This window comes from Bacillus hominis (assembly GCF_018332515.1).
Taxonomy (GTDB): domain Bacteria; phylum Bacillota; class Bacilli; order Bacillales; family Bacillaceae_G; genus Bacillus_A; species Bacillus_A hominis.
Genome location: NZ_BOQD01000029.1, coordinates 17,105 through 43,863, shown reverse-complemented (window position 1 = coordinate 43,863; position 26,759 = coordinate 17,105). Strand labels below are relative to the sequence as shown.

Sequence of the window (26,759 nt, the reverse complement as noted above, 5' to 3'; positions counted from 1 at the left end):
CAATGTGTTTTTTTATTTTGTTAAGTTTTAAATGTGATACAATATTGATTCTTTTAAAACGAAAGGTATATTACATTTAAATGAATGTGATATACAATATTGTTGTTAGAAAAGGAAGAGGTATGCTATACTATTTTTGTGAAACAAATTGATCAGAAAACTTATCATTTGTTGAAAAATAAGGTATGATGGATAAAAATAAAGTGAAGCTTTCTAAGTATAATATAATGTAGAAAGTGAAGAACTTCACGCTCTTTAGAGTGTGTATGTATTTTATCTCTAGAGTGGTAGGAAAATAGAGGGGGAAAATCATGACAAAGCTGCAACGTATTCAAAAAGTATTGGTAGCTAACCGTGGAGAGATAGCAATTCGTGTGTTCCGAGCATGTTCAGAACTTGGATTAAACACAGTTGCGATCTATTCTAAAGAGGATAGCGGTTCTTATCATCGCTATAAAGCCGATGAGTCCTATTTAGTTGGGGAAGGGAAAAAGCCAATTGATGCTTATCTAGATATTGAAGGCATTATTGAGATTGCGAAAAGTAATCATGTAGATGCAATCCACCCTGGATATGGTTTCTTGTCAGAAAATATTCAATTTGCAAAACGTTGTGAAGAAGAAGGGATTATCTTTATCGGTCCAAAAAGTAAGCATTTAGACATGTTTGGAGATAAAGTTAAAGCAAGAACACAAGCGCAGTTAGCACAAATTCCAGTTATTCCTGGTAGTGATGGTCCAGTAAATTCACTAGAAGAAGTTGCGGAATTTGCTGAAAAGTATGATTACCCGATTATTATTAAAGCATCCCTTGGTGGCGGCGGTCGCGGTATGCGTATTGTACGTGCTAGTGAAGAATTAAGAGAATCGTATAATCGCGCGAAATCAGAAGCAAAAGCAGCCTTTGGTAATGATGAAGTGTACGTTGAAAAATTCGTTGAAAAACCTAAACATATAGAAGTACAAATTTTAGCAGATGAAGAAGGTAATGTTGTACATTTATATGAGCGTGATTGCTCTGTACAACGACGCCATCAAAAAGTAGTTGAAATTGCACCGAGCGTGTCGCTTTCAGATGATCTGCGTCAGCGTATTTGTGATGCTGCTGTTAAGTTAACGAAAAATGTAAACTATTTAAATGCAGGAACGGTAGAATTCCTTGTAAAAGGTGATGAGTTTTACTTCATTGAAGTAAACCCACGTGTTCAAGTTGAACATACGATTACAGAGATGATTACAGGAGTCGATATCGTTCAATCGCAAATTTTAATAGCTGATGGACATGCATTACATAGTAAAATGGTAGGTGTTCCTAAGCAAGAGGAAGTGGTTGTACATGGATTTGCAATCCAATCTCGTGTAACGACTGAGGATCCACTAAATAATTTCATGCCGGATACAGGAAAAATAATGGCGTACCGATCAGGTGGTGGTTTTGGTGTGCGTCTTGATACAGGTAATAGTTTCCAAGGTGCAGTTATTACACCGTACTACGACTCTTTACTTGTAAAAGTTACAACTTGGGCGCTTACTTTTGAACAAGCTGCTGCAAAAATGGAACGTAACTTAAAAGAATTCCGTATTCGTGGTATTAAAACAAATATTCCATTCCTAGAGAATGTAGTAAAACATAAAAACTTTTTATCAGGAGAATATGATACTTCGTTTATTGATGTGTCACCTGAACTATTCTTGTTCCCGAAACGTAAAGACCGTGGAACGAAAATGTTAAATTATATTGGTTCAGTAACAGTAAATGGTTTCCCAGGAGTAGGGAAAAAAGAGAAGCCAATTTTCCCTGATGCTCGTATACCAAGTGTAAAACACTCAGAGCCAATCCAAAATGGAACGAAACAAATTTTGGATGAGCGTGGAGCGGATGGATTAGTAAAGTGGGTACAAGATCAAAAACGTGTACTTTTAACGGATACAACATTCCGTGATGGACATCAGTCATTACTTGCAACTCGTATTCGTACAAAAGATTTACATCAAATTGCAGAGCCAACAGCGAGAATGTTACCAAACCTATTCTCAGCGGAAATGTGGGGCGGTGCAACGTTTGATGTTGCGTATCGTTTCTTAAAAGAAGATCCGTGGGAACGATTACTAGATCTTCGTGAAAAAATGCCGAATGTTTTATTCCAAATGTTACTTCGTTCTTCAAACGCAGTTGGATACAAAAACTATCCAGATAATTTAATTCAAAAATTTGTAGAATGTTCCGCGCAAGCTGGAATTGATGTGTTCCGTATTTTTGATAGCTTAAACTGGGTAGAAGGTATGAGAGTTGCAATTGATGCTGTACGAGATACTGGTAAAATTGCAGAAGCGACAATGTGTTACACAGGAGACATTCATGACCCGTTACGTAGTAAATACGATTTAAATTATTATAAAAACTTAGCAAAAGAGTTGGAAGCATCAGGAGCTCACATTTTAGGAATTAAAGATATGGCGGGCTTATTAAAGCCAAACGCAGCATATGATTTAGTTTCAGCACTAAAAGAGACGGTTTCGATTCCAATTCACCTGCATACACATGATACGAGCGGAAATGGTATTTTAACGTATACGAAGGCAATTGAAGCAGGTGTTGATATTGTCGATGTAGCGGTGAGTTCTATGGCCGGTCAAACGTCACAGCCAAGTGCGAACACACTATACTATGCGTTAGGTGGAAACGAAAGACAGCCAGATGTTAATATAGATTCATTAGAAAAACTATCTCATTATTGGGAAGATGTACGAAAATACTATGCTCCATTTGAAAGTGGTATGAACGCTCCTCATACAGAGGTATATATGCACGAAATGCCAGGCGGACAGTATAGTAATCTTCAACAACAAGCGAAAGCGGTTGGCTTAGGGGATCGCTTTGATGAAGTTAAAGTGATGTATCGCCGTGTTAATGATATGTTTGGCGATATTGTAAAAGTAACACCATCATCTAAAGTTGTCGGTGATATGGCATTATTTATGGTTCAAAATCATCTGACAGAGCAAGATATTTTAGAACGTGGACATGCTATGGACTTCCCAGGATCTGTTGTTGAAATGTTCTCTGGAGATTTAGGTCAACCATATGGTGGTTTCCCGAAAGAATTACAAAATATTATTTTAAAAGGGAAAGAGCCTTTGACAGTAAGACCAGGTGAATTATTAGAGCCAGTAGATTTTGACGCTTTAAAAGAAGAGTTATTCCACAAACTTGGACGCGAAGTAACAATTTTTGATGTAGTCGCATATGCATTGTATCCAAAAGTGTTTATGGACTACGAAAAAGTTGTTGGACTTTATGGGAATGTATCTGTGCTTGATACACCTACTTTCTTCTATGGAATGAGACTTGGTGAAGAAATTGATGTAGAAATCGAACAAGGTAAAACATTGATGGTTAAACTAGTTTCCATTGGGGAGCCACAGCCAGATGGAAATCGTGTGCTTTACTTGGAATTTAATGGACAACCGCGTGAAATCGTAGTGAAAGATGAAAGTGTGAAAGCAACTGTTGCACAGCGTGTGAAGGGGAATCGTGAAAATCCAAATCATATTAGCGCAACGATGCCAGGAACCGTTATTAAAGTAGTTGTAAAAGAAGGCGATGAAGTGAAAAAAGGTGATTCCATGGCAATTACAGAAGCGATGAAAATGGAAACGACGGTTCAAGCGCCATTTAATGGTAAAGTGAAAAAAGTATATGTAAATGATGGGGATGCAATTCAAACGGGAGATTTACTCATTGAATTAGATCATTAAAATAAAGAAAAAGAGCTGTGCGAAAGCAGCTCTTTTTTGTGTGTAAATAATACCTTGCCGAATTGGCAAGGTATTAAAGTTTTACTTTATTTTATTTTGCTTAGAAGTTGATTCAGTTTCTTTTGCATTGACTGTACTTCTTGTACCTATCATAACTAAATAGCATAGTACAGCAAACAGGCAAGAAATGAAGAGTGAATGTAACAATGCCATTGCTAAACTAGCGTTTGTAAATACAACTAAAATTCCTACTACAGCTTGAAGTGTAACAAGGATAAATGAAATAATCCATCCCCAGTATACTACACGCTGCTGCTTGTAATGACGAATAGCTATAAACATCGCGTATAGTATCCAAACGAATATTAACATAGCTGCAACTCTATGCCCCATTTGGACCCACTCATGTAGTTGAGTTGGCATAGGTCTGTTTTTACTGCATAAAGGGAAGTCTGGACAGGCTAAGGTAGCGCGTTCGTGACGTACTAAAGCTCCTGTGTAGACAACGATATAACTGTAAATTGTTACACCATAAATATGAAATTTCATTTTTTTGTCCATAATAAGTGAACGTGCATCAAATTTCTGATCAATTTCAAAAATAAGACACGTTAACAAGATGACAGAAGCAAATGAAATTAAGGAAATACCAAAATGAATAGCTAATACAGCAGGCATTTGACCCCAAACAACCGCTGCCGCCCCCATTAATGCTTGTGCAACTAAAAATACGAAGGATAAAATTGCTAACGTTTTTGTTTCGCGCACATGTTTATAATATTTCCAGGACAAGATACAAAGAAGAGTAACAAGGATTCCTGCTGATCCCGATGTTAAGCGGTGACTTAGCTCAATAATAGTTTCCATTGATAAATTAGATGGAAACCATTCACCGTTACAAAGTGGCCATGATTTACCGCATCCTTGGCCTGAACCTGTTTTTGTAACTAAAGCGCCTCCTAGTAAAACTACTAATAAATCGAGACTTGTAATGACTGCTAACCATTTAATAAAGCGTTGCAATCTCTTTCACCATCTTTCTGCTATGAAGTTATTGAGAAATATTTTCATTCCATTATATATAGAATAAAACGTGCTACAGTCCTATGATATATAAAAAATAATAAAATAGCAAAGAAATGGAGGGCGAGGACAACGTACGTAGTATAAAGAAAAAAATGGGATTTTAAATACATATTTTAGGTGAAAATCAGGCTGTTTTGAAAAGAAATGGGGAGAATACATGCTAAATATGACAAAATAGTTTATTATAGAAGATAACATCATGGTATGATAAGGATAAATTAGAATAAAGTTTTTTAATGTTCGACACAAAAAGTTCATGTTTTCTTCACAAAATGTTCGGGAAATGTGATTTAATATATTGGAGTATGGGCGTAGATTAGTAGTAGAATGGGTTAACAATATTTCTACTGTAATAATATTGCTATATAGAAGCGAAATATTTCACATGAAATATATGCTTAGAAAGATGATAGGTTTAAGAGGGGGTTAAAGTGATGAACCATGCAACAAGTGAGCTGCATGATGAGTCAGCTGTTTCAAGTGTACCGGAAACAACTCGGTTACAAGATTTATCAGCGCTCGTTAAAATGGGTATTGTAAACTCAAATACACTTACTGTATTTACAGGATTTTGGTTGGCTTTATATTTTAATGGATTGAGTGTTATGGACAATCTGGATAAGTTGTTTTTCACAATCGTTGGTTCTGCATTAATTATGGCTGGGGTATGTTGTTTAAATAACTACATTGACCGAGATATCGATCCATTAATGGAAAGAACAAAAAACCGTCCAACGGTAACAGGTAAATATAAACCTGGCTTTGCACTTGCATTTGGACTTGTAATTTTACTTCTTGGCTTTGTATTTTTATTACTTACGACACCGATGGCAGTGTTAATCGCATTTATTGGTGCCTTCACATATGTAGTTTTATATACATTATGGACGAAGAGAAAATATACGTTAAATACTGTTGTGGGTAGTATATCAGGAGCAGTTCCACCTTTAATTGGATGGGCGGCAATTGATCCTTCTTTAAGCCATCCGATTGCTTGGATGTTATTTTTAATTATGTTTATTTGGCAAATCCCACATTTCCTCGCATTAGCGATGAAGCGTGTTGATGAATATCGAAATGCAGGAATCCCAATGCTTCCTGTTGTACAGGGATTTGATATTACGAAACGTCAGATTATGATTTGGACAGTATGTTTATTACCACTACCATTTTATATGAGTGGGCTTGGAATAACATTCATGGTAATTGCAACATTGCTTAACATCGGATGGATCGCATTAGGGTTTTATGGCTTCCGTAAGCAAGATGACATCAAATGGTCCGTAAAAATGTTTGTTTATTCCCTGAATTACTTAACAATCTTATTTGTGTCAATGATTGTAGTTACATTCTTCTAAGACAACGACATGATTGGATTTCTTTACGTGGAGATTTACTTTACTTAACTATAGAGTACAATCTAATTCACAAAGAAAGTGGGGGTTGTTTGTATGAAGAAACAGTGGCGACTGCTTTCGTTCGTTTCACTGCTGGCTTTACTGTTAGGGGGATGCGGTAAAGCTTTTCAGTCTACTTTAATTCCGCAAGGGGAAGTAGCAAAAATGCAATATGATTTGCTCTTGCTAGCGAGTGCAATCATGGTAGGAGTAGTACTTGTAGTTACTATTATTTTCTTATATGTAATTGTGCGTTTCCGACAAAAAAAAGGTGAGGAAGATTATATTCCAGAGCAAGTTGAAGGAAATCACAAACTAGAAATTATATGGACAGTTATTCCGATTATTCTTTTGTTAATCTTGGCTGTTCCGACTGTTACATATACATTCAAGCTTGCTGATGTAAGTGCGATGGAGAAAAAGAATATTGATAAAGATACTATCGTTGTTGATGTAACAGCGAATCTTTATTGGTGGGAATTTTCTTATAAATCAGAAAAAATAGTAACTTCTCAAGATTTAGTTATCCCCACAGGTAAGAAAGTGTATTTGAATTTGAAAGGTGCCGATATTAAACATTCATTTTGGGTTCCATCTTTAGCTGGGAAAATGGATACCAACACAGATAATGTGAACAAAATGTGGTTAAAGGCAGATAAATCAGGCACTTATAATGGTTTTTGTACAGAATTTTGCGGCCCATCACATTCTTTAATGCAATTTAAAGTGAAAGCTTTAGATGAAAGCGAGTACAAAAAATGGCTTGCTGATATGAAAAAGATTGATGGGAAAAAAGAAGTAGCTTCAACAAAAGCGCAAGAGGGCCAAGAAATATTTAATAAAAGTTGTATTGGTTGTCATGCAGTTGGATCTAATGATAGTAGACCACCTTCCGCTCGTATCGCACCAAACTTAGCGAACTTTGCTGATCGCGATATGGTTGCCGGTATTGCCGAAAACAATGAAGAAAATTTGAAAAAATGGCTTAAAGATCCTGAAAATATGAAGCCAGGAAATAAAATGACTGGTAAATATGGCAACTTAACGGATGATCAAATTGATGCATTAAATGCATATTTACAAACGTTAAAAGTTGAAAAGTAAAGAGGGATTATTCGCGAAGGGGAGGTTGAAGACGTGAGTTCTGTAGCAAAAAAACAGGGGATGGGTGCTGTCATATGGGATTATTTAACGACAGTAGACCATAAAAAGATTGCCATTCTCTATTTAATTGCAGGTGGATTGTTTTTTATAGTAGGCGGACTAGAAGCATTATTTATTCGCCTTCAATTAGCGATTCCTAACAATGCCTTTCTTGTTGGGGATGCTTATAATCAAGTATTAACGATGCACGGTACAACAATGATTTTCCTCGCAGCTATGCCACTCGTGTTTGCATTTATGAACGCCGCCGTACCGCTTCAAATTGGTGCGCGTGATGTAGCGTTCCCGTTTTTGAATTCACTTGGATTTTGGTTATTTTTCTTTGGTGGAGTATTTTTAAATTTAAGTTGGTTTTTAGGTGGAGCACCAGATGCAGGTTGGACATCTTATGCATCTTTAGCTTTAGCCTCTAAAGGACATGGTGTTGATTTTTATGTACTCGGTTTGCAGATATCAGGTATTGGTACATTGATTGGAGGTATTAACTTCCTTGTTACGATCATTAATATGCGTGCACCAGGAATGACATATATGCGCATGCCGATGTTTACATGGACAACATTTGTAACATCTTCACTTATATTATTTGCATTTCCACCGTTAACTGTAGGGTTAGGACTTTTAATGTTAGATCGTTTATTTGGCACAAGTTTCTTTAATCCGGTACTAGGTGGGAACACGATTATATGGGAGCATTTATTCTGGATCTTCGGTCATCCAGAAGTATACATTCTTATACTCCCAGCTTTCGGAATATTCTCAGAAATCTTTGCTACATTTTCGAAGAAACGATTATTCGGTTATTCATCGATGGTGTTCGCGACTGTATTAATTGGATTTTTAGGCTTTATGGTATGGGCGCATCATATGTTCACCGTCGGTCTTGGTCCTGTTGCAAATGCCATCTTCTCAGTTGCAACAATGGCGATTGCAGTTCCGACAGGTATTAAAATATTTAACTGGCTCTTTACAATGTGGGGCGGAAGTATTCGGTTTACAACACCTATGATGTGGGCAGTAGCTTTTATTCCATCATTCGTTATGGGTGGAGTTACTGGAGTTATGCTTGCGTCGGCACCAGCCGATTATCAATTTCATGATAATTATTTCGTAGTAGCACACTTCCATTATGTAATTGTCGGTGGTGTTGTATTTGGTTTACTTGCAGGTGCGCATTATTATTGGCCACTTATGTTCAATAAAGTATTAAATGAAACGTTAGGGAAAATAACGTTTTGGTTATTCTTTATCGGTTTCCATTTAACGTTCTTTATCCAACATTTCCTTGGTTTAATCGGTATGCCTCGTCGTTATTACACATATTTAGAGGGGCAAGGATTAGAGGTTGGAAATATGGTTAGTTCAATTGGAGCAGTTTTCATGGCTCTTGGAACGATCGTTCTTTTGTTCAATGTTATAAAAACAACAGTATCAAAAGAAAAAGCTGGTCGTGATCCATGGGATGCGCGTACATTAGAGTGGACAATGCCAGCGCCTACACCGGAATACAATTTCAAACAATTACCATTTGTTCGTGGGTTAGATCCATTTTGGATTGAAAAACGTGAGGGTAATAAAGAGATGACAGCGGCGGAACCAGTCGGTGATATTCATATGCCGAATGCTTCATTTTCACCATTTATCATTTCTCTAGGTCTATTTATAGCCGCTTTCGGTGCGATGTATATGCAGGGCGGCAAAGATAAATTTTGGTTATTAGTAGCAATTATTGGTTTAATCATTACATTTGGCACAATGTTCCTACGTTCAGTAATCGATGATCATGGATATCATATTCATAAGGAAGATTTAGAGGATAAGGGGGGCAAGGCATAATGCATGTAGATGAAAAATTAACGAATGAAACATTTCCAGCAGAGCCTGAAAAAGCAACCCTTGAGGGGAAAAATAAGTTTGTCGGTTTTTGGTTATTTCTTGGAGGCGAAACAGTGTTGTTCGCTTCCTTGTTTGGCACATATTTAGCGCTAAAGAATTCTACAAATGGTGGACCAACATCTCAAGAGATGTTCCAAATGCCGCTCGTTTTCATTATGACGATGCTTTTATTAACGAGTAGCTTAACGAGTGTATATGCGATGTATCATATGAAAAACTTTAACTTTAAGAAAATGCAACTTTGGTTACTAGTAACTGTATTGCTAGGTTTAGGGTTTTTAGGGTTTGAGATATATGAGTTTTATCATTATACACATGAATTTAAGCATACTATGAGAAGTAGTGCGTTTGGCTCTGCGTTTTATGCTCTTGTTGGTACACATGGACTCCACGTATTGTTTGGATTGTGTTGGATTTTAACATTAATCTTTAGAAATGCGAAGCGGGGCTTAAATTTATACAATGCACCAAAGTTTTACGTTGCGTCAATTTATTGGCACTTTATTGACGTAGTTTGGGTGTTTATTTTCACTGTAGTATATTTGATGGGAATGGTGGGATAAACAATGGCAATTAATCAAACGAATAATCCTAAGGTTGATCTTGTTTATCGGAAAAGAAAAAGTGCGGAGGAAATGAAGCACCAAGTTATTACGTTTGCACTAATGATTTTTTTGACATTTGTTGCATTTGCAGCAGTAGCATATCCGAAGACATTTAGCCCGATTTTTTCGGTTCCATTTATTTTATTGTTAGCAGTTGTTCAAGTTATATTTCAGTTATATTATTTCATGCATATGAGTCATAAAGGACATGAAGCGGCGAGTTTCTTTCTTTACTCTGGTCTGCTAATAGGGTTAATTACAATTTTAGCCTTTATGACAATTGTTTGGATTTAAACAGCAGTAGAAAGGGGGCTTTGATTTATCATTGCTCCCTTTTCATATGAAAAGTAAGGACTTTGAAAAGGTAGGTGTGACAATGAGTAACTTGTGGATATTTGGTTTTCAGGCTTTATGGAGTCCAGTATTTCTATTATTTATGGCCTCGATTCTTCTTAGTTATTTTTTAATTATTGGACCATATAGAACGCGATTTGAAAATGCGACGAAGGTAAGTAAGAAGCAAATTTTTTATTTCACGACCGGAATTGTTCTTTTGTATTTTGTAAAGGGAGGACCTATTGATTTAATTGGTCATATTATATTTAGTGCACATATGTTTGAGATGGCAGTAATGTATATTGCGGTGCCTCCATTATTACTGCTTGGTATACCTGTTTGGTTATATCGTTATATTACTTCTTTTAAGTTCGTTCAAATTGTGATAAAGTTTTTTGCTAAGCCGCTTATTGCGTTGTTTGTATTTAATGGTCTGTTTTCCTTTTATCATTTGCCAATTGTTTTTGATGCAGTAAAACAAAGTCAAATAGCGCATCCTATTTGCCTTGCTATATTGTTTTTTGCAGCAATGATGATGTGGTGGCCGATGTTAAATCCGCTGCCAGAATATCAAACTTTAAGTGATATTAAGAAGCTTGGTTACATGTTTGCTAATGGTATTTTATTAACGCCAGCTTGTGCGTTAATAATTTTTGCGACTGCACCATTATTTGCAACATATACAGATTCGGCCGCTTGGATGAAGGCAATGGAACTCTGTGTACCGGCGGGTACTTTATCAGATTTAAATATAACTGGACCAGAATTTTTACATTGGATGCCGGTAGTACAAGACCAGCAAACAGGTGGTATCATTATGAAAATTGTCCAGGAAATAGTGTACGGTACGATTATCGGTTATGTGTTCTTTAAATGGGCACGTAGAGAGCGTGAAAAGGATAAAGAGCAGCTGCAAGAGTTGCCTCCTTATTTGCAGACGAAATAAAAACTAGCGCATCGTATTAATGCGCTAGTTTTTTTGTTATTCAATAATTTGAAATTCTTTCAACTCTTTTTCAATATTTTGTAGGAGTTGTTCGCTCTTTTGAAGTACATTTGTTGGGAAAATCTCGTCATCTCCATATTCAACGCCATGAGGATAATAATGTTTTCCTAATAAGGGTGGCAATAATTTTACTTGAGCATGTCGGCCGCCGATGTCACCTTCAACGGCAAATCCTTGTACACGTAAATAATAAACATCCTTTAATATCTCAAATTTATAATCATATGTAACGCGTTCGTAATCCCATTGTCCAGCAAGTACAAAATGATTGTTTTCCATAATCTCAGTTAAAAGAGTTAAATCAACGACTGCATCATTAAAGTTTGTATTTGTAAATTGCATAGAATACCTCCTTCTTTTAATGTTAGTGCATTATTTTTATAATAGTATGAATAATAAGAAAGTGCAATTCATATTGCGAGAAAAGGGATAATCCAGACTTTTTTCATGAAAATATGATATAGTGAAAAGAGTACGGTACACACAAAAAAGGAAATAAAAGGATTTGTGTATATCTCGATTTTATGCTTTGTTCAGGAGGTATATCGTTTGAAGAAATTATTGCGTATCGTAATGATTACATTTTTAATTTTAGCTGTTGATTTATACGGGAAGTTACTCGTGTCACAATATATATTAACCCCATCTCACTCTAAGCAAGAAAATAAAATTGTGAAAAAGAAGAAGCAAGTAAATGAAGAATCCACAGATACTGTTTTAAATATGATTGGTGGGGACTCTGAGAATTTATTAGCGAAGTGGGGAGAACCGTCTCGAATAGAGCCGTCTGCTTATGGATATGAATGGTGGGTGTATAATCAAGATTTAGCTCAGTATGTTCAATTTGGAGTTGCTGAACGTAAAGTTGTAACGGCGTATGTTGCTGGTGAGCAAGTTAAGATAGCTCCCTATTATATAAACGAAAAGTATGAAGAGGTATATAAAAAGAATCCACTTTCACATGAGATTTCATTAAAAAGAGGAAAAAATAGTTATCAATTTGAGTTATCTGATACGGAAGTAATGGAACAACCGCTAGTACCTGTAGAAGATGGCTGGGCACAATTATATTTTGATCATTTTACACATGAGCTTGTTGGTCTTCGTTATATGGATGATGAAACGTTATTACGACAAAGACCATATCAACTTGTTTATTCAGGTGAATTAATAGCGGAACAGCCGCTGACGCCAGAAAAAATGAAGCAAGTAGAAAATGGAAATATGCAACAAATTCTCGATTTAACAAATGTTATTCGAAGTCGTCATCAATTACCGTTGTTAACATGGGATCAACAAACTGCAGATGTTGCATTTGGCCATAGTAAAGATATGAAGGATAATAATTATTTTTCACACGATTCACCTACTTTTGGTACGTTAGGAGACCGTTTGCAACGTGGGCAAGTGGCTTTTCAACTTGCTGGTGAGAATATAGCGGCGCAACATAGTGATGGAATTGCGGCGGTACAAGGTTGGTTAAATAGTGAGGGTCACAGAAAGAATTTATTAAATGAACAATTTACTGGATTAGGTGTTGGGGTATATGATAAATTTTATACTCAAAACTTTATCCGGAAATAAAGTGAAACTTTAATCAGTGGGGGGCATCCTTCCATGATTATTAGCCTTCATCAATCGGGCTTTAACGGGCGGTAAGACTCCCACCTAACCTCTGCGTATTCGTAGAAGTTTAAGGTGGGAGTCTTACTGTCCACAAATAGGGAGATAAAAAGGTGCATGAATCGTCTAAAAATAGGCGAACCATGTGCCTTTTTTTTCTTACAATATAGTAGATATACATGAAGAGGTGAGGACTATGCCAACAACAAAAGGGCCGTTACATCCATCGGTTCAACAGTTTAAAGAGTTTGTAAACCATCACCCTAAAATGGTTCATGAAGTTAGAAGTGGTCAAAAAACTTGGCAGCAATTTTATGAAGAATGGTACTTACTTGGTGAACAAGATCAAATATGGACAGCGTATAGACCTGATGGAGCACCTGCTTTTTCTTCGGTAAAAGAAAATAAAGAAGAAAAAAAAGAAAAACGAACAGAAGAGGAAAAAACTGCTGATGTGATGGGGCAAATGCTTTCTTTTTTTAAAAAGCTAGACGTAGAACAAATGCAACATCATTTAGCAAATGTAACGAGTGCGATTGGTAGCGTGCAACAAGTTATCCAACAATTTCAAGGGAACCATGCGCAGCAAGAACAAAGTACTTCTGAAAATAATCCTTTTTTCTTTCAAAAGGATTAGGGGGAAAGAGGATGAGAGCGGAAATTATGGAGTTTATAAAAGCTGATGAGGATTTAGCTCGCTATATTAGGGAACAGCCATACTGGTATCGGAAATTGACGCGTAACCCAGAAGAAAAAGAAGCTTTTGAGTTAGCTGCTATGCAGCATTTCAAAAAAACGATACCAGATAAAGTGGAAAAATTTCAAAATCAATTGGCGGTTGCTTCAATTATGATTGATATGTTCCAGTATATGAAGCAGCAAAATGCGACGTAATTGGAAGGGAAAACTATGTCCGTTATGCAAAACTTTTGTTACAATAGAATCGGATTATTTAAAAAAGGAGTTGCAGCATGACGGAAATTTGTTTAGTACGACATGGACAAACTGATTGGAACTTTCAAGAGATTATTCAAGGGCGCGAAGATATTCCACTCAACGAAGTTGGAAAGAAGCAAGCGAGTCAAAGTGCAGCTGCCTTGCAAGCGAAATCGTGGGATATAATTATAAGTAGCCCGTTAATTAGAGCGCAAGAAACAGCTAAGGAAATTGCTGGGGCTATTGGATTACCATCTATTTTATTAGATGAGCGATTTATGGAACGTAATTTTGGTGAAGCTTCTGGGAAACCAGTTGCGGCCGTTAGAGAGTTAATTGCAGAAGGTAATGTAGAAGGAATGGAGCAGGATGAAGAAATTGTAGAGCGCTGTTTTACGGCTTTACAAGAGGTTGCAGCAGCACATGGAGATAAACGTATTATCATTGTTGCGCATTCACATGCAATAAAAGCTATTTTACATGCAATTGTACCAGATGAAATTACATTTAAAACGCCGTTAAAAAACGCGTGTATTAGCTATGTAAAAGAGAATTGTGGGAAATGGGATGTTCTTGAATATAATATTGCGGAGCATATTAGTGTATAAGGGTGCAAGGGGATTGTATGAAAAGTAGTTAGAATCATATCTTTCTTTTAGGTGAGACACTTCAATTAGTAGTTCTGTTCCAAATGTGTTATGATGAATACTCGGAGGTGTCTCTCATGATTGTAGCGACGCTGGAAAGCGTATTGATTTTAGATAAGGCAGAGCAGCTTGCAAAAGCGATTATCTGTTCAGATATAGCAGAAGATTATCGTAAGTATTATAAGGATTTACAAGAAGATATAGAAGTACAGACGCTAATTCAGCAATTTACAGCGATGAAAGAGCGATATGAAGAAGTGCAACGTTTTGGTAAATATCATCCTGATTATACTTTCGTTTCGACGAAAATGAGGGAATTAAAGCGTTCTGTAGATATGCATGATAAGGTTGCAGCCTTTAAAAGAGCAGAAACTACTTTACAAAAGTTATTAGATGAAGTTAGTGTAGCAATTGGTTCTGAGGTGTCTTCTTCCGTTAAAGTTCCAACAGGAAATCCGTTTTTTGATGCGGGTGGCTGTGGCGGTGGTTGTGGTACCGGAGGCGGTTGTGGTTGTAAAAAAACGGGGTAATTTACCCTGTTTTTTAGAATATAGAAGAAAACGTATACAGAGTTTGTCCTTTAATGTCATAAATTTTTGATTGGTTTTCATAAAATATAAGAATATAAGTTTTTAAAAGGAGAAGATGGAGAAGATTATGTTCGGGCAACGACAAAGTATGATTGTTTATTTACATTCATTGAAACATGCCAAGATTTTAAGGAAATATGGTAACATTCATTACATATCAAAACGATTGAAATATGCCGTTGTTTATTGTGATATGGAACAAATTGAGCATATGATGCAAAAATTGAATAAGCTTCCTTTTGTAAAAAAAGTAGAACAGTCGTATCGCCCATTTTTAAAAACGGAATTCGAAAATTCGCGTCCTGATCGGGCAAAAGAATACGATTATAGCTAAGTAAAAAAATCCCCTGCTAAATTTAGCTGGGGATTTTTTTTACTTGAAATAACGTGTTATTTCATTGGAGGAATGAAATTGTTCATTCGTAAAATACCAATTAGATGATTAAAAAATAGTTCTTTTTCAGGGAAAGTTGTTGATGGTTTTACAGTAAAGGGAGTAACTTTTTTCCCTATTTGTTCCGCCATTTCTTCAAATAAAACGACACGTTTACTTTTTTTATTTTCAAGTACAGGAATGCCTTCACGACATATGTATAATGGTTGGAAATCACCAGTAGTTGTCGGTTTTAGTATTACAACAAGTGAACACACTTTTTTTTCGTTTTTTACAGTTTCGAATTGTAACATATGTGTTACACGTTCTTGGTTTGTTTTGGCAATTTCAAGTAATTCATATAAGTCAGAGTAGCCTTCTCCGAGTTCTATAAAGCGTTGAATCATATTTTTTCCTCCTCTTTCTTTTACTGTACCACCTCACTTTTTAAATGAAAAGTAGACAAATAAAAAAACCCTGCAAAGCAGGGCCCTTCTAATACTAGTATGTACTAGTAAGAAGGCAAAGGGAGAGGAGAAACCGGAGGAAGAACTTATGGGGAAACGTAAGTCTTCTCCGCGGTTGGCAACAACATCGAATGTGATGTTGTTATATTTATTTATGTCCAATCTAAATGAAGATATACATAATGAAATTAAAATTTATGTTAGGCTTTTTATTTTTCTTTTTTTTATTTTATGATAGGATAAAAAAGGTAAAGTGGAACTGATGTACATAAAGGGTTTTTGTTCGCAAATAGTGAGATGAATATGCGAGAAATAGCGAACGGTTATTTTAACTAAAGTTCTCTATAGGTTAAGTAACGAATTAGTGAAGAATTGTATGGTTTGGTAGCGGTTACCGACTTGAGATGGAGTTACTGTAATCGCTCGATAGATTGAAATAAAGGTAGTGACAACAGATGAGAGTAGTTTCAGGGAAATGTAAAGGGCACCCACTTAAAGCGGTACCTGGTAATACAACACGTCCAACGACAGATAAAGTAAAAGAATCTATTTTTAATATGATAGGTCCTTATTATGATGGTGGTATCGCTCTTGATTTATTTGGTGGTAGTGGTGGTCTTGGAATTGAGGCCATAAGTAGAGGGATTGATAAAGCGATTTTTGTTGACCGAGATAGTAAAGCGATAAAAGTCATTCATCAAAATTTAGAAAGCTGTAGAATACAAGAACAAGCCGAAGTGTACCGAAATGATGCGGAACGTGCGGTAAAGGCGCTTATAAAGCGTGAAATATCATTCGATCTTATACTAATAGACCCTCCATATAAAGGTCAAAAAATTGTGTCTTTAATTAGTGTGATGGATCAACATGGATTGTTAAATAAAGATGGAATCATTATGGCAGAGCATGGGGATGACGTGGTTTTACCTGATTCTATAGGAGAACTTGTAAAAGTACGGGCAGAAAACTATGGGATTACAGCAATTTCGATTTATAAGTATGAAGGTGAGGGGACAGAATGACAAGTATAGCTATTTCTTCAGGGAGTTTTGATCCAATTACCCTTGGACATTTGGATATTATTAAAAGGGGAGCAAAAGTATTTGATGAAGTATATGTAGTTGTTTTAAACAATTCATCAAAAAAACCATTCTTTTCGGTAGAAGAACGCCTAGAGTTAATTCGAGAGGCGACAAAGGATATTCCGAATGTAAAAGTTGATTCACATAGTGGATTATTGGTGGAATATGCAAAAATGCGTAATGCAAACGCAATATTACGTGGTTTGCGAGCGGTTTCTGATTTTGAATATGAGATGCAAATTACTTCAATGAATCGAAAATTAGACGAAAATATCGAAACCTTCTTTATTATGACAAATAATCAATATTCATTTTTAAGTTCAAGTATTGTAAAAGAAGTTGCGAGATATGGGGGAAGTGTAGTAGACCTTGTTCCTCCGATGGTAGAGCGTGCTTTAAAAGAAAAGTTTCAAACCCCGTTAAAGTGAACGGGGTTTTTCTTTATAAATGCGTAAAAACAATAAGATAACATATAAATATAAACAAAATAAGGTGAAAATTGGTCCGTAGTGTATAAATGATGTCCAAATATCAGTTAGTGTGTAAGAATGATTCAATAAAAATACGGGAAGATCTTCTTGCGTAGGCGAGAAAGAATGAACTTTTTCATAAAATGGTCCCCAAAATATAAAAGTGAAAATAGGTGCGAGAATACTTTGGATAATTCGAGCTAAAAAATATGGCTTAAAGCGGATATCTGTCTCCGCTAATATGCTTGCTACTTGTGCCTGAATAGAAAGGCCGCTAAATGCTAAAATGAAGCTTGTTACCATCGCTTGTTGAAGAAGTGTTGTTTCATTAATTTGACTAATCATTTGGCTTCCAAGCGTCATTTCAAAAATACCGGATAATATCGGAATACTAAATTGGGATGTAAGTTGGAAGAATGATAAAATATGTTGCATAATAAAAGAAAGCGCTTCTGTAATTTCGAAAACAGTAATCATTTTATTTAAAACAGAGAATAAAATAATAAACCCACCAATCATGAGCAATGTTTGAATAGAAGAAACGATAGCGTCACCGAGTAGTTTTCCGATTGGTCTTTTTTCTTGCATACGTGTTTGGTGGAGGATGGAAAAAGGGTTTTGAAAGGCACGCTTTTGATTCGTATGTTTGTCTTTTATGTAAGTATCGTTATTACCATAAAAGCGCATAAGTAATCCGACGATAAGGTTACTTATATAATGTGCTGCTGCTAATACGAGCCCTAATTTCGGATTATTGAAAAAACCAATAGAAACCGCTCCGAAAATAAAAAGTGGATTAGAAGAATTTGTGAAAGATACGAGTCGTTCCGCTTCAATTTGTGTTAGTTGATTGCTCTTGCGTAGTCTAGCGCTTAATTTGGCGCCAGCGGGGAATCCTGAAGCCATTCCCATTGCCCAAACAAACCCACCTACCCCTGGAACACGAAACAGTGGACGCATTAGTGGTTCTAATATAACACCGATAAATTTTACAACACCAATACTGATTAGAAGTTCCGCAATGATGAAAAACGGTAGTAGTGAAGGGAATACAACTTCCCACCATATATTTAACCCGCGAATTGAAGCTTGCAAAGCATCTTGGGGGTGAAGTACAAGAGAAAAGGTTAAAAACAACATTGATATGGTAAGAAAAGCAGTTTTCCATTTTTCGTACATGTAAGAAAATCCCCCTTTGTCCCAAAAACGTTCATTTCAGTATACGTGGATATGTGGTGAATTTAGACCATAAGTATGAAAAAGGAATGAAAAAAATTAAAGGGTGAGAAAAATGAAGGAACCAAAAATCGGTTTAGCGCTTGGATCCGGAGGTGCAAAAGGTTTTGCTCACATAGGGGTAATAAAAGTGTTAAGGGAAGCTGGTATCCCTATCCATATGATAGCAGGTAGTAGTATAGGAGCATTAATTGGTACATTTTATGCAGCGAGTTGTAATGTTGAAAGACTGTATAAATTGGCAGCTGTTTTTAAAAGGAAATATTATTTGGATTTTACAGTTCCTAAAATGGGATTTATTACTGGAAAACGTATTAAAGATATGATTAAAATGTTTACATATAATAAAAATTTAGAAGAGTTAGATATCCCGACGGCTGTTGTGGCTACTGACATTTTGAAGGGGGAAAAAGTTGTTTTTACAAGCGGTCCGATTGCGGAGGCGGTTCGAGCTAGTATATCTGTGCCAGGGGTGTTTGTTCCAGAGAAAATAGATGGCCGCTTATTAGTGGATGGAGGGGTAATTGACCGTATTCCCGTATCGGTTGTAAAAGATTTAGGGGCTGATATTGTTATTGCTGTTGATGTATCTCCAATTAAGGTGAATGGAGAGGTTACATCGATTTATGATGTGATTATGCAAAGTATTGAAATCATGCAACATGAACTTGTGATGAATCGGCAAATAGCATCAGATTTAATGATGCGGCCAGCCGTAGAACAATTTAGTTCGCGTGCTTTTACACATATTGAAGACATCATTCGGGTCGGAGAAGTGGAAGCAGAAAAACACATTTCAAACATTTATTTACTAATTGAGCAGTGGAAGGAGAAACATAATGTTTAAGCGTTTTCGGTTTATATATGCAATTTTAATAGGGGTTATATTGGCGATGCTACTTGTTTATGTGCGTTTGCCGTATTATGTGACAAAACCAGGTATGGCGGCGAAATTAGCGCCGTACGTGCAAGTTGACGGTGGAACGAAAGAGTCTGGTGATTTCATGCTTGTCACTGTCTCAATGGGGCCTGCAAATGTGGTGAACTTAATAGCCGCACAATTTAATAAATATACACACGTTTCGAAGGCGGAAGAAATATTGCAAAAAGGTGAGAGTGATGAAGAATATCAATTTCGCCAAAATTATGCAATGAAAGATTCACAAAACGCTGCAATTTATAATGCATATAAACGTGCAAATCGCTCTGTTTCTTTTGAAAATAAAGGTGTACTAGTGGCTGGTGTAGCAAAGGGCATGCCGTCAGAAGGAAAGCTTAAGCTTGGAGATGTTATAGTAGCTGTCGATGGAAAAACATTCGACAAGACGGAACAATTTATTGAGTATATGACAGGGAAAAAAGAAGGGGATGCAGTAAATATTGAATATAAGCGGGGCGGAAAACAGTTTAAAGAAAATTTAAATGTAAAGACAATCCCTAATGGGAATGGACGCGTCGGTATAGGGGTCTCTATCGTTACGGAAAGAGAGTTAGTAGTAGATCCGAAAGTGAAAATTGATTCCCATGAAATAGGAGGGCCATCAGCAGGGTTAATGTTTACACTAGAAATTTATAATCAGCTCGTTGAAGAAGATTTAACAAACGGACATGAAATAGCTGGAACAGGTACAATCAATGATAAAGGAGAAATTGGTCCAATTGGTGGTATTCAGCAAAAAGTAGTAGCTGCTAGTGATGCAGGAGCTGAAGTGTTTTTTGCGCCAAATGAAAAAGGTGTAGAGAAATCGAATTATAAAGATGCTCTTGAAGCTGCGAAAGATATTAAAACAAAGATGAAAATTGTACCGGTGGACACACTGGATGATGCATTAACGTATTTGGAAAAAATGGGTAAAACAAAGTAAACCTCTCTGAAAAAGAGAGGTTTTTTTTATAGGAATTTTTTAGTTGTTTCATCATAACGAATTGGATGATGCGTTGCGTCTTGTTTTAGCAGTTGTGTCCGCAAAGGTTCTTGCATTATGGAGAAATATACAGCATTTGATTTTCGCTCTATGTCTAAAGTTGGATGTTCGAATGTTTTCGTATGAGTAAGGATTGGGAGTTCTATTTTTTTCTTGTTTTTAGAAAGATAAGTTTGTCCCTTTTGTGACATTCCGAGAAGACGGATATACGGCGCGTGTTGCTCTATATTTGCTTTATATATTTCTTCCTTCGTTGTATTTGTTAAAATATGTGTACAAGCTCTTTGTAATCTAGTCCATGTATAACGTTTTGTTTTTAATGCTTCCATGAATGAATAGAAAGATGAACTGTTTTGTATTTTTGATAAAATACGATGCTCTAAACCTTCTTCCATTTCATATATATGTTGTAAGTCCTCTGAAGACATCGTCATAAGTTTGTATTTGAAAAATGAAAAGTATTTTTCCCAGTTATGTAACGTCCCGTAGTTTTGTTTGTAGTTTTCTAAAAGAGAAGCAGTCATTTTCGGGATGAAAGGCTCAATAGTTGTAGAGGAACCGTTTTCATTAAATAGCTGTTTGCGAATACTTGTTGCACTTGCAATATGTTGATCGTGAAATGTTTCATCATGATAATGAGAGGCGAATCTTTTTATAGTTTGTGCTTGCATGGAACTATTTTGTAAGAGAATTGCCTTAATGTACTGTAAGCCTAAAATGTTATTTGGTTGTGACATATCTACGTTTTTTTCGGCTGGTAAGATGTGTAGAAAGGCTTCAGATGTAGCTTTTGCATAACTATTACCTGCATTCATAAATTGTTTCACAAGACGATTAAAAGTCTCTTCTTCATTTTTTTGTATAGCGATGGTATTGTAGAAATTTTCAGTTTGTCCATCTTCACTACCGAAACAAATTTCAGAAACACCAAGGGCGTTTAAAATCGAAATTGCGCCATTTGCGAAAGTTTCGGCCTTTTGTGTTGCGAATGCATAAGGAAGCTCTATAACAAGGTCTACGCCGTTTGTTAAGGCCATTTTAGTACGATACCATTTGGAGATGAGTGCGGGCTCACCACGCTGCAAAAAAGGACCACTCATAACGGCGATAATAATATCAGACTGTGTTAACTTTTTTGTTTGTTGCACATGATAAGCATGACCGTTATGAAAAGGGTTATATTCAACAACAATACCACTGGATTTTATGGTAATCTCTCCTTTCGATGTAGCATCTTTTTGGAAAACGTGATAATCTATATATTATTTCCTATGATGACTTCATTATAGTGTAAAGAAAAAACATTGACAAATATAAAATGGCTAGCTATAATTTTGTTTGTTGCCTTGAGGTGATATGATATGAAATGGTCCATCCATCAATTGAATAAATTGAGAAATAAAGGATTGACATTAAATGAAATGGTAGATGTAAGTGAGCTAAAAGAGGTCGAGAAAGATATTCGTGAAATTAATCCTGTTCATGTAACAGGAAGAGTTGATTTTGGCTCCGGTAAGTTTACGTTTCATCTACATATAACTGGAAGCATGGTTTTACCATGTTCTCGCTCTTTAGTAGATGTGACATTACCATTTGACATTAAAACAACTGAGGTGTTCCAAACTTCAGAAGAAGAAGAATTTGAAACAGAAGCTGAATTTCATTGTTTAGAAGGAGAAGTACTTGACTTACTGCCCGTAATCAAGGAAAATATACTTTTGGAGATTCCAATGCAAATTTTCAGTGATGATGTTTCTGGTGGAGCACCGATGCAAGGTCAAGACTGGCAAGTGATTTCGGAAGAAAACAAAGAAAAGCCTGTTGATCCAAGATTGGCAGGACTTGCAAAGTTTTTTGACAAATAATCGGAAGACTGGTTTAGGCCTTCATATGAAAATAACTATTTCTTTTAAGGAGGTGGGAAGAATGGCTGTACCTTTTAGAAGAACTTCTAAAACAGTAAAAAGAAAGCGTCGTACGCATTTCAAATTATCAGTACCTGGTATGGTAGAGTGCCCAAGCTGTGGTGAAGCGAAATTAGCTCACCGTGTATGTAAAGCATGCGGTACTTACAAAGGTAAAGAAGTAATCAGCAAGTAATTGCGAAAAATAAACGTAGAAGATATCTTCTACGTTTATTTTTTTTTTTTGCCTTATTCTTTATTTGTTGTATTCTATCTTTTCTAGTAACTGCATATGCTTAATAAAAAATGCATAGGGAGGACTAGAGAGATGGCGACAACAAGACAAGATGCTTGGACTGATGATGAAGATTTGCTTCTGGCAGAAGTAGTACTCCGGCATATTCGTGAAGGTGGAACGCAACTTTCCGCTTTTAAAGAAGTGGGGAGGCATTTGTCTCGTACACCTGCAGCTTGTGGATTTAGGTGGAATTCTTACGTTAGAAAGCAGTATAAAGAACGTATTGAAGAAGCAAAGCAACTTCGTAAGGTAGAAAATTATGAAGTGAAAGAGACAAAGGTATTAGAGCCAAAAACTATTACGTTGAATGATGTTATTGAATTCTTGCGAAATTATAAAGATGAAAGCTCTTTAATGGTGTTGCAACAACAAATTGAATCGTTACAAACAGAGAAAGAATGTCTTTTGGAGCGATTATCAGTATATGAGGAAGAATATAGAACATTACTTGATTATATCGATCAAAAAAGAAGTGTAATGGTAGCAGAAAGAAATGGTACTCGTTCGAATGGAGAATTAGAGAAAATAAAGAAATAAAAAACAGCTGCGTAACAGCTGTTTTTTTTATTTTTTATGCAGATTCTTCGTTTGTAATCGCATTCAAATTTGTTTCTGGGTGCCAAATATAAAAATCGCCATTAGTTACTGATACTGGCTGGAAACTTAATTTATCCCAAAAACCAGCTGACTGGATACGTGCTATCGTTTTAATTGGGAATTGTAGTTGTTTCGCATAATTAACAAGCATTTGTCCGAATCCTTGTTTTTGAAAAGTCGGCAACACTTCAAGTTTATAAAGTTCTAGGTAAGTACCAGTAATTTCAAATGGTTCTCCACCGTTCCTTTTCATATATAGACTCATACGTGCGATTAGCGATCCTCCATAATAAATACCGTAAAATGGAGACTCACTATCATTTTCAATAATGTTTGCTTGTAATTCTTCCAACATGGATAGTTCTTGAGCTCCGCACCCTTTAAATTTTTTAAATTCATCTAATGTTTTATAATTGATGAGCAAGCGTTCAACTTTTGGGAATCCCATTACATCACATCCTTTTCTTATCTTGTTGAATGCAGAAAAGTTAAAATATTTATAATAATATTATAACTCATTTTTTAATTTTTATGAAGAAGATAGAATATTTCTTTCATTATTTTTTTGAGGATTTGCTAAACTAAGAATAGAACTATGTATATAGGTAGTATATACATAGTGAAAGAAGAGGTTGCATTTGGTAAAAGATAATTGAATCCTTAACTATGTAATTGTAATTTAATAAGATGTAAAGGGGGAAGGGCAAGGGAACTTATATCACTTGTTAATATGAGTTCTTTGTGTGAAGATGAAAATTGGAATTGTTGGACCGGGAGCTATTGGTCTCCTATATGCATTTTATTTACAAAAAAGCAATCAAGATGTTACGTTGTTTACAAGAAACGCTAAGCAAGCAGAAGAATTAAACTTAACGGGTGTAACTTGTATTAGGAATGGAGAACGTGAAACAGTATTTCCGTCTATTTTACCGATAGAAAGTATGCCGGATAAACAGTTAGATTATACATTTATTGCTGTAAAGCAATATCATATAACTGACATATTACCTTTTGTGCAGGGAGAATCGTCATTAATCTTTTTGCAAAATGGAATGTCCCATCTTCACATTATGCAAAAACTAGGAAATGAACGTATAGCAGTCGGGATTGTGGAGCATGGTGCAAAAAAAGAGGATGGACATACAGTTCGTCATACTGGAATAGGTGTTACAAAGTTTGGTGTAGTGCGTGGTCAATCTAGTTGTTTTAAAAAGGTATTTAATTGTTTTCCTTTTGATTATTTTCCGATTCAGATAGAAGATGATTGGAAGGGGATTATGCGTAATAAATTAGTAGTCAATGTATGTATTAATCCGTTGACGGCATTATTGCGGGTTGAGAACGGGGAGTTAATTTCAAACCCGTTTTTTTATCAAATGATGGAGCAAGTATTTCAGGAAATTGCATTTCTTGTTAAAGAAGAAGATAAGGAAATGGTATGGCAAATGGTATGCCAAGTATGTGAAAAAACATCGCATAATACTTCATCTATGTTAGCTGACGTAAGAGCGAATAGACAAACGGAAGTTAATGCGATTGTTGGATATGTACTAGAAGAAGCTAAGGAACAACGACAATCTGTTCCGACACTTCGATTTTTGTTCAATGCAATAAAAGGAATGGAATTATAAGTGTTTTTCTTTGCTTTTACGTGAAACATTGACTACAATGTGGGTTGGTGAGAGAACAGGATACGAAAGGAAGAATTATATGGAGATAAAAGAAATCTCTGTTCCACTACAAGGTGTTGTAGCGGACTATATGAACGGTAAAGAGATACAGTCATGTTTTGATTATCTGTTAACAGAGGATGCTTTTAAACAGCGTTTACATGATTTGCGTGAGAGAGAGTTTTTCCGTCAAGATTTAGTAACGCATTTATTAGAATATAATACACAATTGCAAGCGGGAGAAGTTACAATTCAAAATATAAAAGCGCTTGAAGATGAAAATACATATGTTGTTATAGCTGGACAACAAGCTGGGTTATTAACTGGTCCGCTTTATACAGTGCATAAAATCATTTCAATTTTACAGCTTGCAAAAGAAAAAGAAGAGAGCTTAGGGGTTCGGGTTGTTCCTGTCTTTTGGATTGCTGGTGAAGACCATGATATGGATGAAATTAATCATACATTTGTAACGAAAAATAAAAAAATAAAAAAGACCATTTTTCATGATCGTTATCCGAAAAAGGCGAGTGCTTCTGAGTCTGAGCTTTCTATTGAAGACTGTAGAAAATGGGTCGAAGAGATTTTTAAAACATATCCGGAAACGAATTTTACAAAGGATGTATTACAATTTGTTGATGATGCTTTAGGTAAATCGCATACATATGTAGATTTCTTTGCTCGCCTTATTACGAAAATGTTCGCAAATTCTGGCTTAATTCTTGTAGATTCACATCATCCTGCATTAAGAAAATTAGAAGTACCGTTTTTACAACAAATTATAAGTAAATATAAAGAAATTCAAGTAGGGCTTCGTAATCAACAGGAAGTAATTAAGGGATTAGGATTTAAACCGATTATTGAAACGAAGACAAATGCAGTGCATATATTTATGGAAATTGATAATGAGCGAGTATTGCTTGAAGAGAATCAAGGGAAGTTTATTGGGAAAGATGGAGTACATTCATTTTCGTATGAAGAATTGATGGAAGAGATGGAAAGAAGTCCAGAACGTTTTAGTAATAATGTTGTAACGCGCCCTCTTATGCAAGAATATGTGTTTCCTACGCTAGCGTTTATTGGCGGTCCGGGGGAGTTAGCTTATTGGAGTGAATTGCAACAAGTGTTTCATACGGCTGGTTTCCAAATGCCACCTGTTGTTCCGCGTCTTACGATTACTTATATGGAGCGAGATATAGCGACAGATTTATATGATTTAGATTTGCAAGAAATTGATCCATTTCTAAATAATATAGATAATCTGCGTGACAATTGGCTTTCTAATCAAATAGAGGAACCGATAGACGAGCGATTTATAGAAGCGAAAAAAGAAATAATGGATATTCATACATCATTACAACAATTCGTGAAAAAGATAGATCCAGGGTTAAATGAGTTTGCTGGGAAAAATGAACTGAAAATTAATGAGCAAATTGAACTGTTAGAAAGAATGTTGAAAAGAAATGTTGAGAAGAAACATGAAGTTCAACTGAATAAATTCCGCCGTTTACAATTTGCGCTTCGTCCATTAGGGGCACCGCAAGAACGTGTGTGGAATGTGTGTTATTATTTAAATCGGTTCGGTCTTGATTTTATTGACCGGGTAATGGAACAATCTTTTTCGTGGGACGGAAAACATCATGTAATAAAACTATAGAATCTTGCTCTTCTGAGCAGGATTTTATTTTTATTCTGT

Annotated in this window: 28 protein-coding genes; 22 read left to right on the top strand and 6 right to left on the bottom strand. The window is 35.8% G+C overall.

Going from position 1 to position 26,759, the window contains the following annotated elements:
* Window positions 1-311 precede the first annotated feature (311 nt).
* A complete protein-coding gene (pyc, locus tag KI356_RS04310; protein ID WP_128281140.1) occupies window positions 312-3,758 on the top strand; it encodes a pyruvate carboxylase in 3,447 nt (1,148 codons plus the stop codon).
* 81 nt (window positions 3,759-3,839) lie between these two features.
* Here the strand turns inward: pyc and ctaA are convergent, their stop codons facing one another.
* On the bottom strand, window positions 3,840-4,781 hold the full coding sequence (gene ctaA, locus KI356_RS04305; protein ID WP_212934849.1) for a heme A synthase: 942 nt from the start codon (window positions 4,779-4,781) through the stop codon (window positions 3,840-3,842).
* 497 nt (window positions 4,782-5,278) lie between these two features.
* Between ctaA and ctaB the strand changes: the two genes are divergently transcribed.
* The 6 genes from ctaB (at window position 5,279) to ctaG (ending at window position 11,188) form a co-directional block, all read left to right on the top strand.
* On the top strand, window positions 5,279-6,202 hold the full coding sequence (ctaB, locus tag KI356_RS04300) for a protoheme IX farnesyltransferase (protein ID WP_212934848.1): 924 nt from the start codon (window positions 5,279-5,281) through the stop codon (window positions 6,200-6,202).
* Window positions 6,203-6,295: 93 nt separating this feature from the next.
* Window positions 6,296-7,345, top strand: a complete 1,050-nt coding sequence (gene coxB, locus KI356_RS04295; protein ID WP_128281143.1) for a cytochrome c oxidase subunit II — start codon at window positions 6,296-6,298, stop codon at window positions 7,343-7,345.
* 60 nt (window positions 7,346-7,405) lie between these two features.
* Window positions 7,406-9,241: a cytochrome c oxidase subunit I gene (ctaD, locus tag KI356_RS04290; RefSeq protein WP_205685966.1), complete on the top strand. Its 1,836-nt coding sequence runs from the start codon at window positions 7,406-7,408 to the stop codon at window positions 9,239-9,241.
* Window positions 9,241-9,864, top strand: coding sequence for a cytochrome c oxidase subunit III (ctaE, locus tag KI356_RS04285; RefSeq protein ID WP_000557861.1), 624 nt, complete (start codon window positions 9,241-9,243; stop codon window positions 9,862-9,864). Before ctaD ends, ctaE begins: the two co-directional genes overlap by 1 nt.
* Before the next feature lie 3 nt (window positions 9,865-9,867).
* Complete coding sequence (gene ctaF, locus KI356_RS04280) at window positions 9,868-10,200, top strand: cytochrome c oxidase subunit IVB (RefSeq protein WP_128281145.1); 333 nt, start codon at window positions 9,868-9,870, stop codon at window positions 10,198-10,200.
* A gap of 82 nt (window positions 10,201-10,282) precedes the next feature.
* Complete coding sequence (ctaG, locus tag KI356_RS04275; protein ID WP_212934847.1) at window positions 10,283-11,188, top strand: cytochrome c oxidase assembly factor CtaG; 906 nt, start codon at window positions 10,283-10,285, stop codon at window positions 11,186-11,188.
* A gap of 36 nt (window positions 11,189-11,224) precedes the next feature.
* On the opposite strand, the gene KI356_RS04270 is transcribed toward ctaG, so the two are convergent.
* The gene (locus tag KI356_RS04270; RefSeq protein WP_128281147.1) at window positions 11,225-11,590 is read right to left on the bottom strand and encodes a YugN family protein; all 366 of its coding nucleotides are present in this window, start codon (window positions 11,588-11,590) and stop codon (window positions 11,225-11,227) included.
* Between the two features lie 207 nt (window positions 11,591-11,797).
* On the opposite strand from KI356_RS04270, the gene KI356_RS04265 reads away from it, so the two are divergent.
* The 6 genes from KI356_RS04265 (at window position 11,798) to KI356_RS04240 (ending at window position 15,378) form a co-directional block, all read left to right on the top strand.
* Window positions 11,798-12,832, top strand: a complete 1,035-nt coding sequence (locus KI356_RS04265) for a CAP domain-containing protein (protein WP_128281148.1) — start codon at window positions 11,798-11,800, stop codon at window positions 12,830-12,832.
* Window positions 12,833-13,067: 235 nt separating this feature from the next.
* Window positions 13,068-13,508, top strand: coding sequence for a YlbD family protein (locus KI356_RS04260; RefSeq protein WP_128281149.1), 441 nt, complete (start codon window positions 13,068-13,070; stop codon window positions 13,506-13,508).
* Between the two features lie 11 nt (window positions 13,509-13,519).
* Window positions 13,520-13,765: a YlbE-like family protein gene (locus KI356_RS04255; RefSeq protein ID WP_212934846.1), complete on the top strand. Its 246-nt coding sequence runs from the start codon at window positions 13,520-13,522 to the stop codon at window positions 13,763-13,765.
* Window positions 13,766-13,842: 77 nt separating this feature from the next.
* Complete coding sequence (locus KI356_RS04250; protein ID WP_128281151.1) at window positions 13,843-14,415, top strand: histidine phosphatase family protein; 573 nt, start codon at window positions 13,843-13,845, stop codon at window positions 14,413-14,415.
* Between the two features lie 116 nt (window positions 14,416-14,531).
* Window positions 14,532-14,984 carry a YlbF/YmcA family competence regulator gene (locus KI356_RS04245; RefSeq protein WP_128281152.1) on the top strand — a complete coding sequence of 151 codons (453 nt, stop codon included), beginning with the start codon at window positions 14,532-14,534 and terminating at the stop codon, window positions 14,982-14,984.
* Window positions 14,985-15,111: 127 nt separating this feature from the next.
* On the top strand, window positions 15,112-15,378 hold the full coding sequence (locus KI356_RS04240; RefSeq protein WP_002088292.1) for a YlbG family protein: 267 nt from the start codon (window positions 15,112-15,114) through the stop codon (window positions 15,376-15,378).
* Window positions 15,379-15,434: 56 nt separating this feature from the next.
* Here KI356_RS04240 and KI356_RS04235 read toward each other — a convergent pair whose 3' ends face one another.
* Entirely contained in the window at window positions 15,435-15,824 is a 390-nt protein-coding gene (locus tag KI356_RS04235) for a DUF7147 family protein (RefSeq protein WP_002014762.1), read from the bottom strand.
* Between the two features lie 515 nt (window positions 15,825-16,339).
* Here KI356_RS04235 and rsmD point away from each other — a divergent pair.
* Window positions 16,340-16,906 (top strand): 16S rRNA (guanine(966)-N(2))-methyltransferase RsmD, encoded by a 567-nt coding sequence (gene rsmD / locus KI356_RS04230; protein WP_002121937.1) that lies wholly within the window; start codon window positions 16,340-16,342, stop codon window positions 16,904-16,906.
* Window positions 16,903-17,394, top strand: coding sequence for a pantetheine-phosphate adenylyltransferase (gene coaD / locus KI356_RS04225; RefSeq protein ID WP_002121935.1), 492 nt, complete (start codon window positions 16,903-16,905; stop codon window positions 17,392-17,394). Before rsmD ends, coaD begins: the two co-directional genes overlap by 4 nt.
* On the opposite strand, the gene spoVV is transcribed toward coaD, so the two are convergent.
* A complete protein-coding gene (spoVV, locus tag KI356_RS04220) occupies window positions 17,386-18,615 on the bottom strand; it encodes a dipicolinic acid transporter SpoVV (RefSeq protein WP_212934845.1) in 1,230 nt (409 codons plus the stop codon). The genes coaD and spoVV overlap by 9 nt on opposite strands.
* A gap of 112 nt (window positions 18,616-18,727) precedes the next feature.
* Here spoVV and KI356_RS04215 point away from each other — a divergent pair, with 112 nt between their 5' ends.
* On the top strand, window positions 18,728-19,519 hold the full coding sequence (locus tag KI356_RS04215; protein WP_212934844.1) for a patatin-like phospholipase family protein: 792 nt from the start codon (window positions 18,728-18,730) through the stop codon (window positions 19,517-19,519).
* Window positions 19,512-20,537, top strand: coding sequence for a SepM family pheromone-processing serine protease (locus KI356_RS04210; protein WP_212934843.1), 1,026 nt, complete (start codon window positions 19,512-19,514; stop codon window positions 20,535-20,537). Before KI356_RS04215 ends, KI356_RS04210 begins: the two co-directional genes overlap by 8 nt.
* A 26-nt stretch (window positions 20,538-20,563) precedes the next feature.
* On the opposite strand, the gene KI356_RS04205 is transcribed toward KI356_RS04210, so the two are convergent.
* Window positions 20,564-21,805 carry a nucleotidyltransferase gene (locus KI356_RS04205; RefSeq protein WP_212934850.1) on the bottom strand — a complete coding sequence of 414 codons (1,242 nt, stop codon included), beginning with the start codon at window positions 21,803-21,805 and terminating at the stop codon, window positions 20,564-20,566.
* Window positions 21,806-21,958: 153 nt separating this feature from the next.
* Between KI356_RS04205 and KI356_RS04200 the strand changes: the two genes are divergently transcribed.
* The 3 genes from KI356_RS04200 to KI356_RS04190 all read left to right on the top strand — a co-directional run bounded on the left by KI356_RS04200 (window position 21,959) and on the right by KI356_RS04190 (window position 23,336).
* The gene (locus KI356_RS04200) at window positions 21,959-22,462 is read left to right on the top strand and encodes a YceD family protein (RefSeq protein WP_212934842.1); all 504 of its coding nucleotides are present in this window, start codon (window positions 21,959-21,961) and stop codon (window positions 22,460-22,462) included.
* 61 nt (window positions 22,463-22,523) lie between these two features.
* The gene (gene rpmF / locus KI356_RS04195; RefSeq protein ID WP_001984764.1) at window positions 22,524-22,697 is read left to right on the top strand and encodes a 50S ribosomal protein L32; all 174 of its coding nucleotides are present in this window, start codon (window positions 22,524-22,526) and stop codon (window positions 22,695-22,697) included.
* A 132-nt stretch (window positions 22,698-22,829) separates the two neighbouring features.
* Entirely contained in the window at window positions 22,830-23,336 is a 507-nt protein-coding gene (locus KI356_RS04190) for an RsfA family transcriptional regulator (protein WP_212934841.1), read from the top strand.
* A 34-nt stretch (window positions 23,337-23,370) separates the two neighbouring features.
* Here KI356_RS04190 and KI356_RS04185 read toward each other — a convergent pair whose 3' ends face one another.
* Window positions 23,371-23,844 carry an N-acetyltransferase gene (locus KI356_RS04185; protein ID WP_002121924.1) on the bottom strand — a complete coding sequence of 158 codons (474 nt, stop codon included), beginning with the start codon at window positions 23,842-23,844 and terminating at the stop codon, window positions 23,371-23,373.
* A 295-nt stretch (window positions 23,845-24,139) separates the two neighbouring features.
* On the opposite strand from KI356_RS04185, the gene panE reads away from it, so the two are divergent.
* The gene (gene panE / locus KI356_RS04180) at window positions 24,140-25,027 is read left to right on the top strand and encodes a 2-dehydropantoate 2-reductase (RefSeq protein ID WP_128281157.1); all 888 of its coding nucleotides are present in this window, start codon (window positions 24,140-24,142) and stop codon (window positions 25,025-25,027) included.
* Between the two features lie 79 nt (window positions 25,028-25,106).
* The gene (gene bshC, locus KI356_RS04175) at window positions 25,107-26,720 is read left to right on the top strand and encodes a bacillithiol biosynthesis cysteine-adding enzyme BshC (RefSeq protein ID WP_128281158.1); all 1,614 of its coding nucleotides are present in this window, start codon (window positions 25,107-25,109) and stop codon (window positions 26,718-26,720) included.
* Window positions 26,721-26,759 lie beyond the last annotated feature (39 nt).

Coding starts and splice junctions, on each gene's coding strand:
- pyc (WP_128281140.1), top strand. CDS start 312: ATGACAAAGCTGCAACGTATTCAAAAAGTATTGGTAGCTAACCGTGGA.
- ctaB (WP_212934848.1), top strand. CDS start 5,279: ATGAACCATGCAACAAGTGAGCTGCATGATGAGTCAGCTGTTTCAAGT.
- KI356_RS04210 (WP_212934843.1), top strand. CDS start 19,512: ATGTTTAAGCGTTTTCGGTTTATATATGCAATTTTAATAGGGGTTATA.
- spoVV (WP_212934845.1), bottom strand. CDS start 18,615: ATGTACGAAAAATGGAAAACTGCTTTTCTTACCATATCAATGTTGTTT.
- KI356_RS04260 (WP_128281149.1), top strand. CDS start 13,068: ATGCCAACAACAAAAGGGCCGTTACATCCATCGGTTCAACAGTTTAAA.
- KI356_RS04200 (WP_212934842.1), top strand. CDS start 21,959: ATGAAATGGTCCATCCATCAATTGAATAAATTGAGAAATAAAGGATTG.
- KI356_RS04235 (WP_002014762.1), bottom strand. CDS start 15,824: ATGATTCAACGCTTTATAGAACTCGGAGAAGGCTACTCTGACTTATAT.
- rpmF (WP_001984764.1), top strand. CDS start 22,524: ATGGCTGTACCTTTTAGAAGAACTTCTAAAACAGTAAAAAGAAAGCGT.
- KI356_RS04245 (WP_128281152.1), top strand. CDS start 14,532: ATGATTGTAGCGACGCTGGAAAGCGTATTGATTTTAGATAAGGCAGAG.
- ctaE (WP_000557861.1), top strand. CDS start 9,241: ATGCATGTAGATGAAAAATTAACGAATGAAACATTTCCAGCAGAGCCT.
- KI356_RS04215 (WP_212934844.1), top strand. CDS start 18,728: ATGAAGGAACCAAAAATCGGTTTAGCGCTTGGATCCGGAGGTGCAAAA.
- rsmD (WP_002121937.1), top strand. CDS start 16,340: ATGAGAGTAGTTTCAGGGAAATGTAAAGGGCACCCACTTAAAGCGGTA.
- ctaD (WP_205685966.1), top strand. CDS start 7,406: ATGGGTGCTGTCATATGGGATTATTTAACGACAGTAGACCATAAAAAG.
- KI356_RS04270 (WP_128281147.1), bottom strand. CDS start 11,590: ATGCAATTTACAAATACAAACTTTAATGATGCAGTCGTTGATTTAACT.
- ctaG (WP_212934847.1), top strand. CDS start 10,283: ATGAGTAACTTGTGGATATTTGGTTTTCAGGCTTTATGGAGTCCAGTA.
- bshC (WP_128281158.1), top strand. CDS start 25,107: ATGGAGATAAAAGAAATCTCTGTTCCACTACAAGGTGTTGTAGCGGAC.
- KI356_RS04250 (WP_128281151.1), top strand. CDS start 13,843: ATGACGGAAATTTGTTTAGTACGACATGGACAAACTGATTGGAACTTT.
- KI356_RS04255 (WP_212934846.1), top strand. CDS start 13,520: ATGAGAGCGGAAATTATGGAGTTTATAAAAGCTGATGAGGATTTAGCT.
- coxB (WP_128281143.1), top strand. CDS start 6,296: ATGAAGAAACAGTGGCGACTGCTTTCGTTCGTTTCACTGCTGGCTTTA.
- coaD (WP_002121935.1), top strand. CDS start 16,903: ATGACAAGTATAGCTATTTCTTCAGGGAGTTTTGATCCAATTACCCTT.
- KI356_RS04240 (WP_002088292.1), top strand. CDS start 15,112: ATGTTCGGGCAACGACAAAGTATGATTGTTTATTTACATTCATTGAAA.
- KI356_RS04190 (WP_212934841.1), top strand. CDS start 22,830: ATGGCGACAACAAGACAAGATGCTTGGACTGATGATGAAGATTTGCTT.
- ctaF (WP_128281145.1), top strand. CDS start 9,868: ATGGCAATTAATCAAACGAATAATCCTAAGGTTGATCTTGTTTATCGG.
- KI356_RS04185 (WP_002121924.1), bottom strand. CDS start 23,844: ATGGGATTCCCAAAAGTTGAACGCTTGCTCATCAATTATAAAACATTA.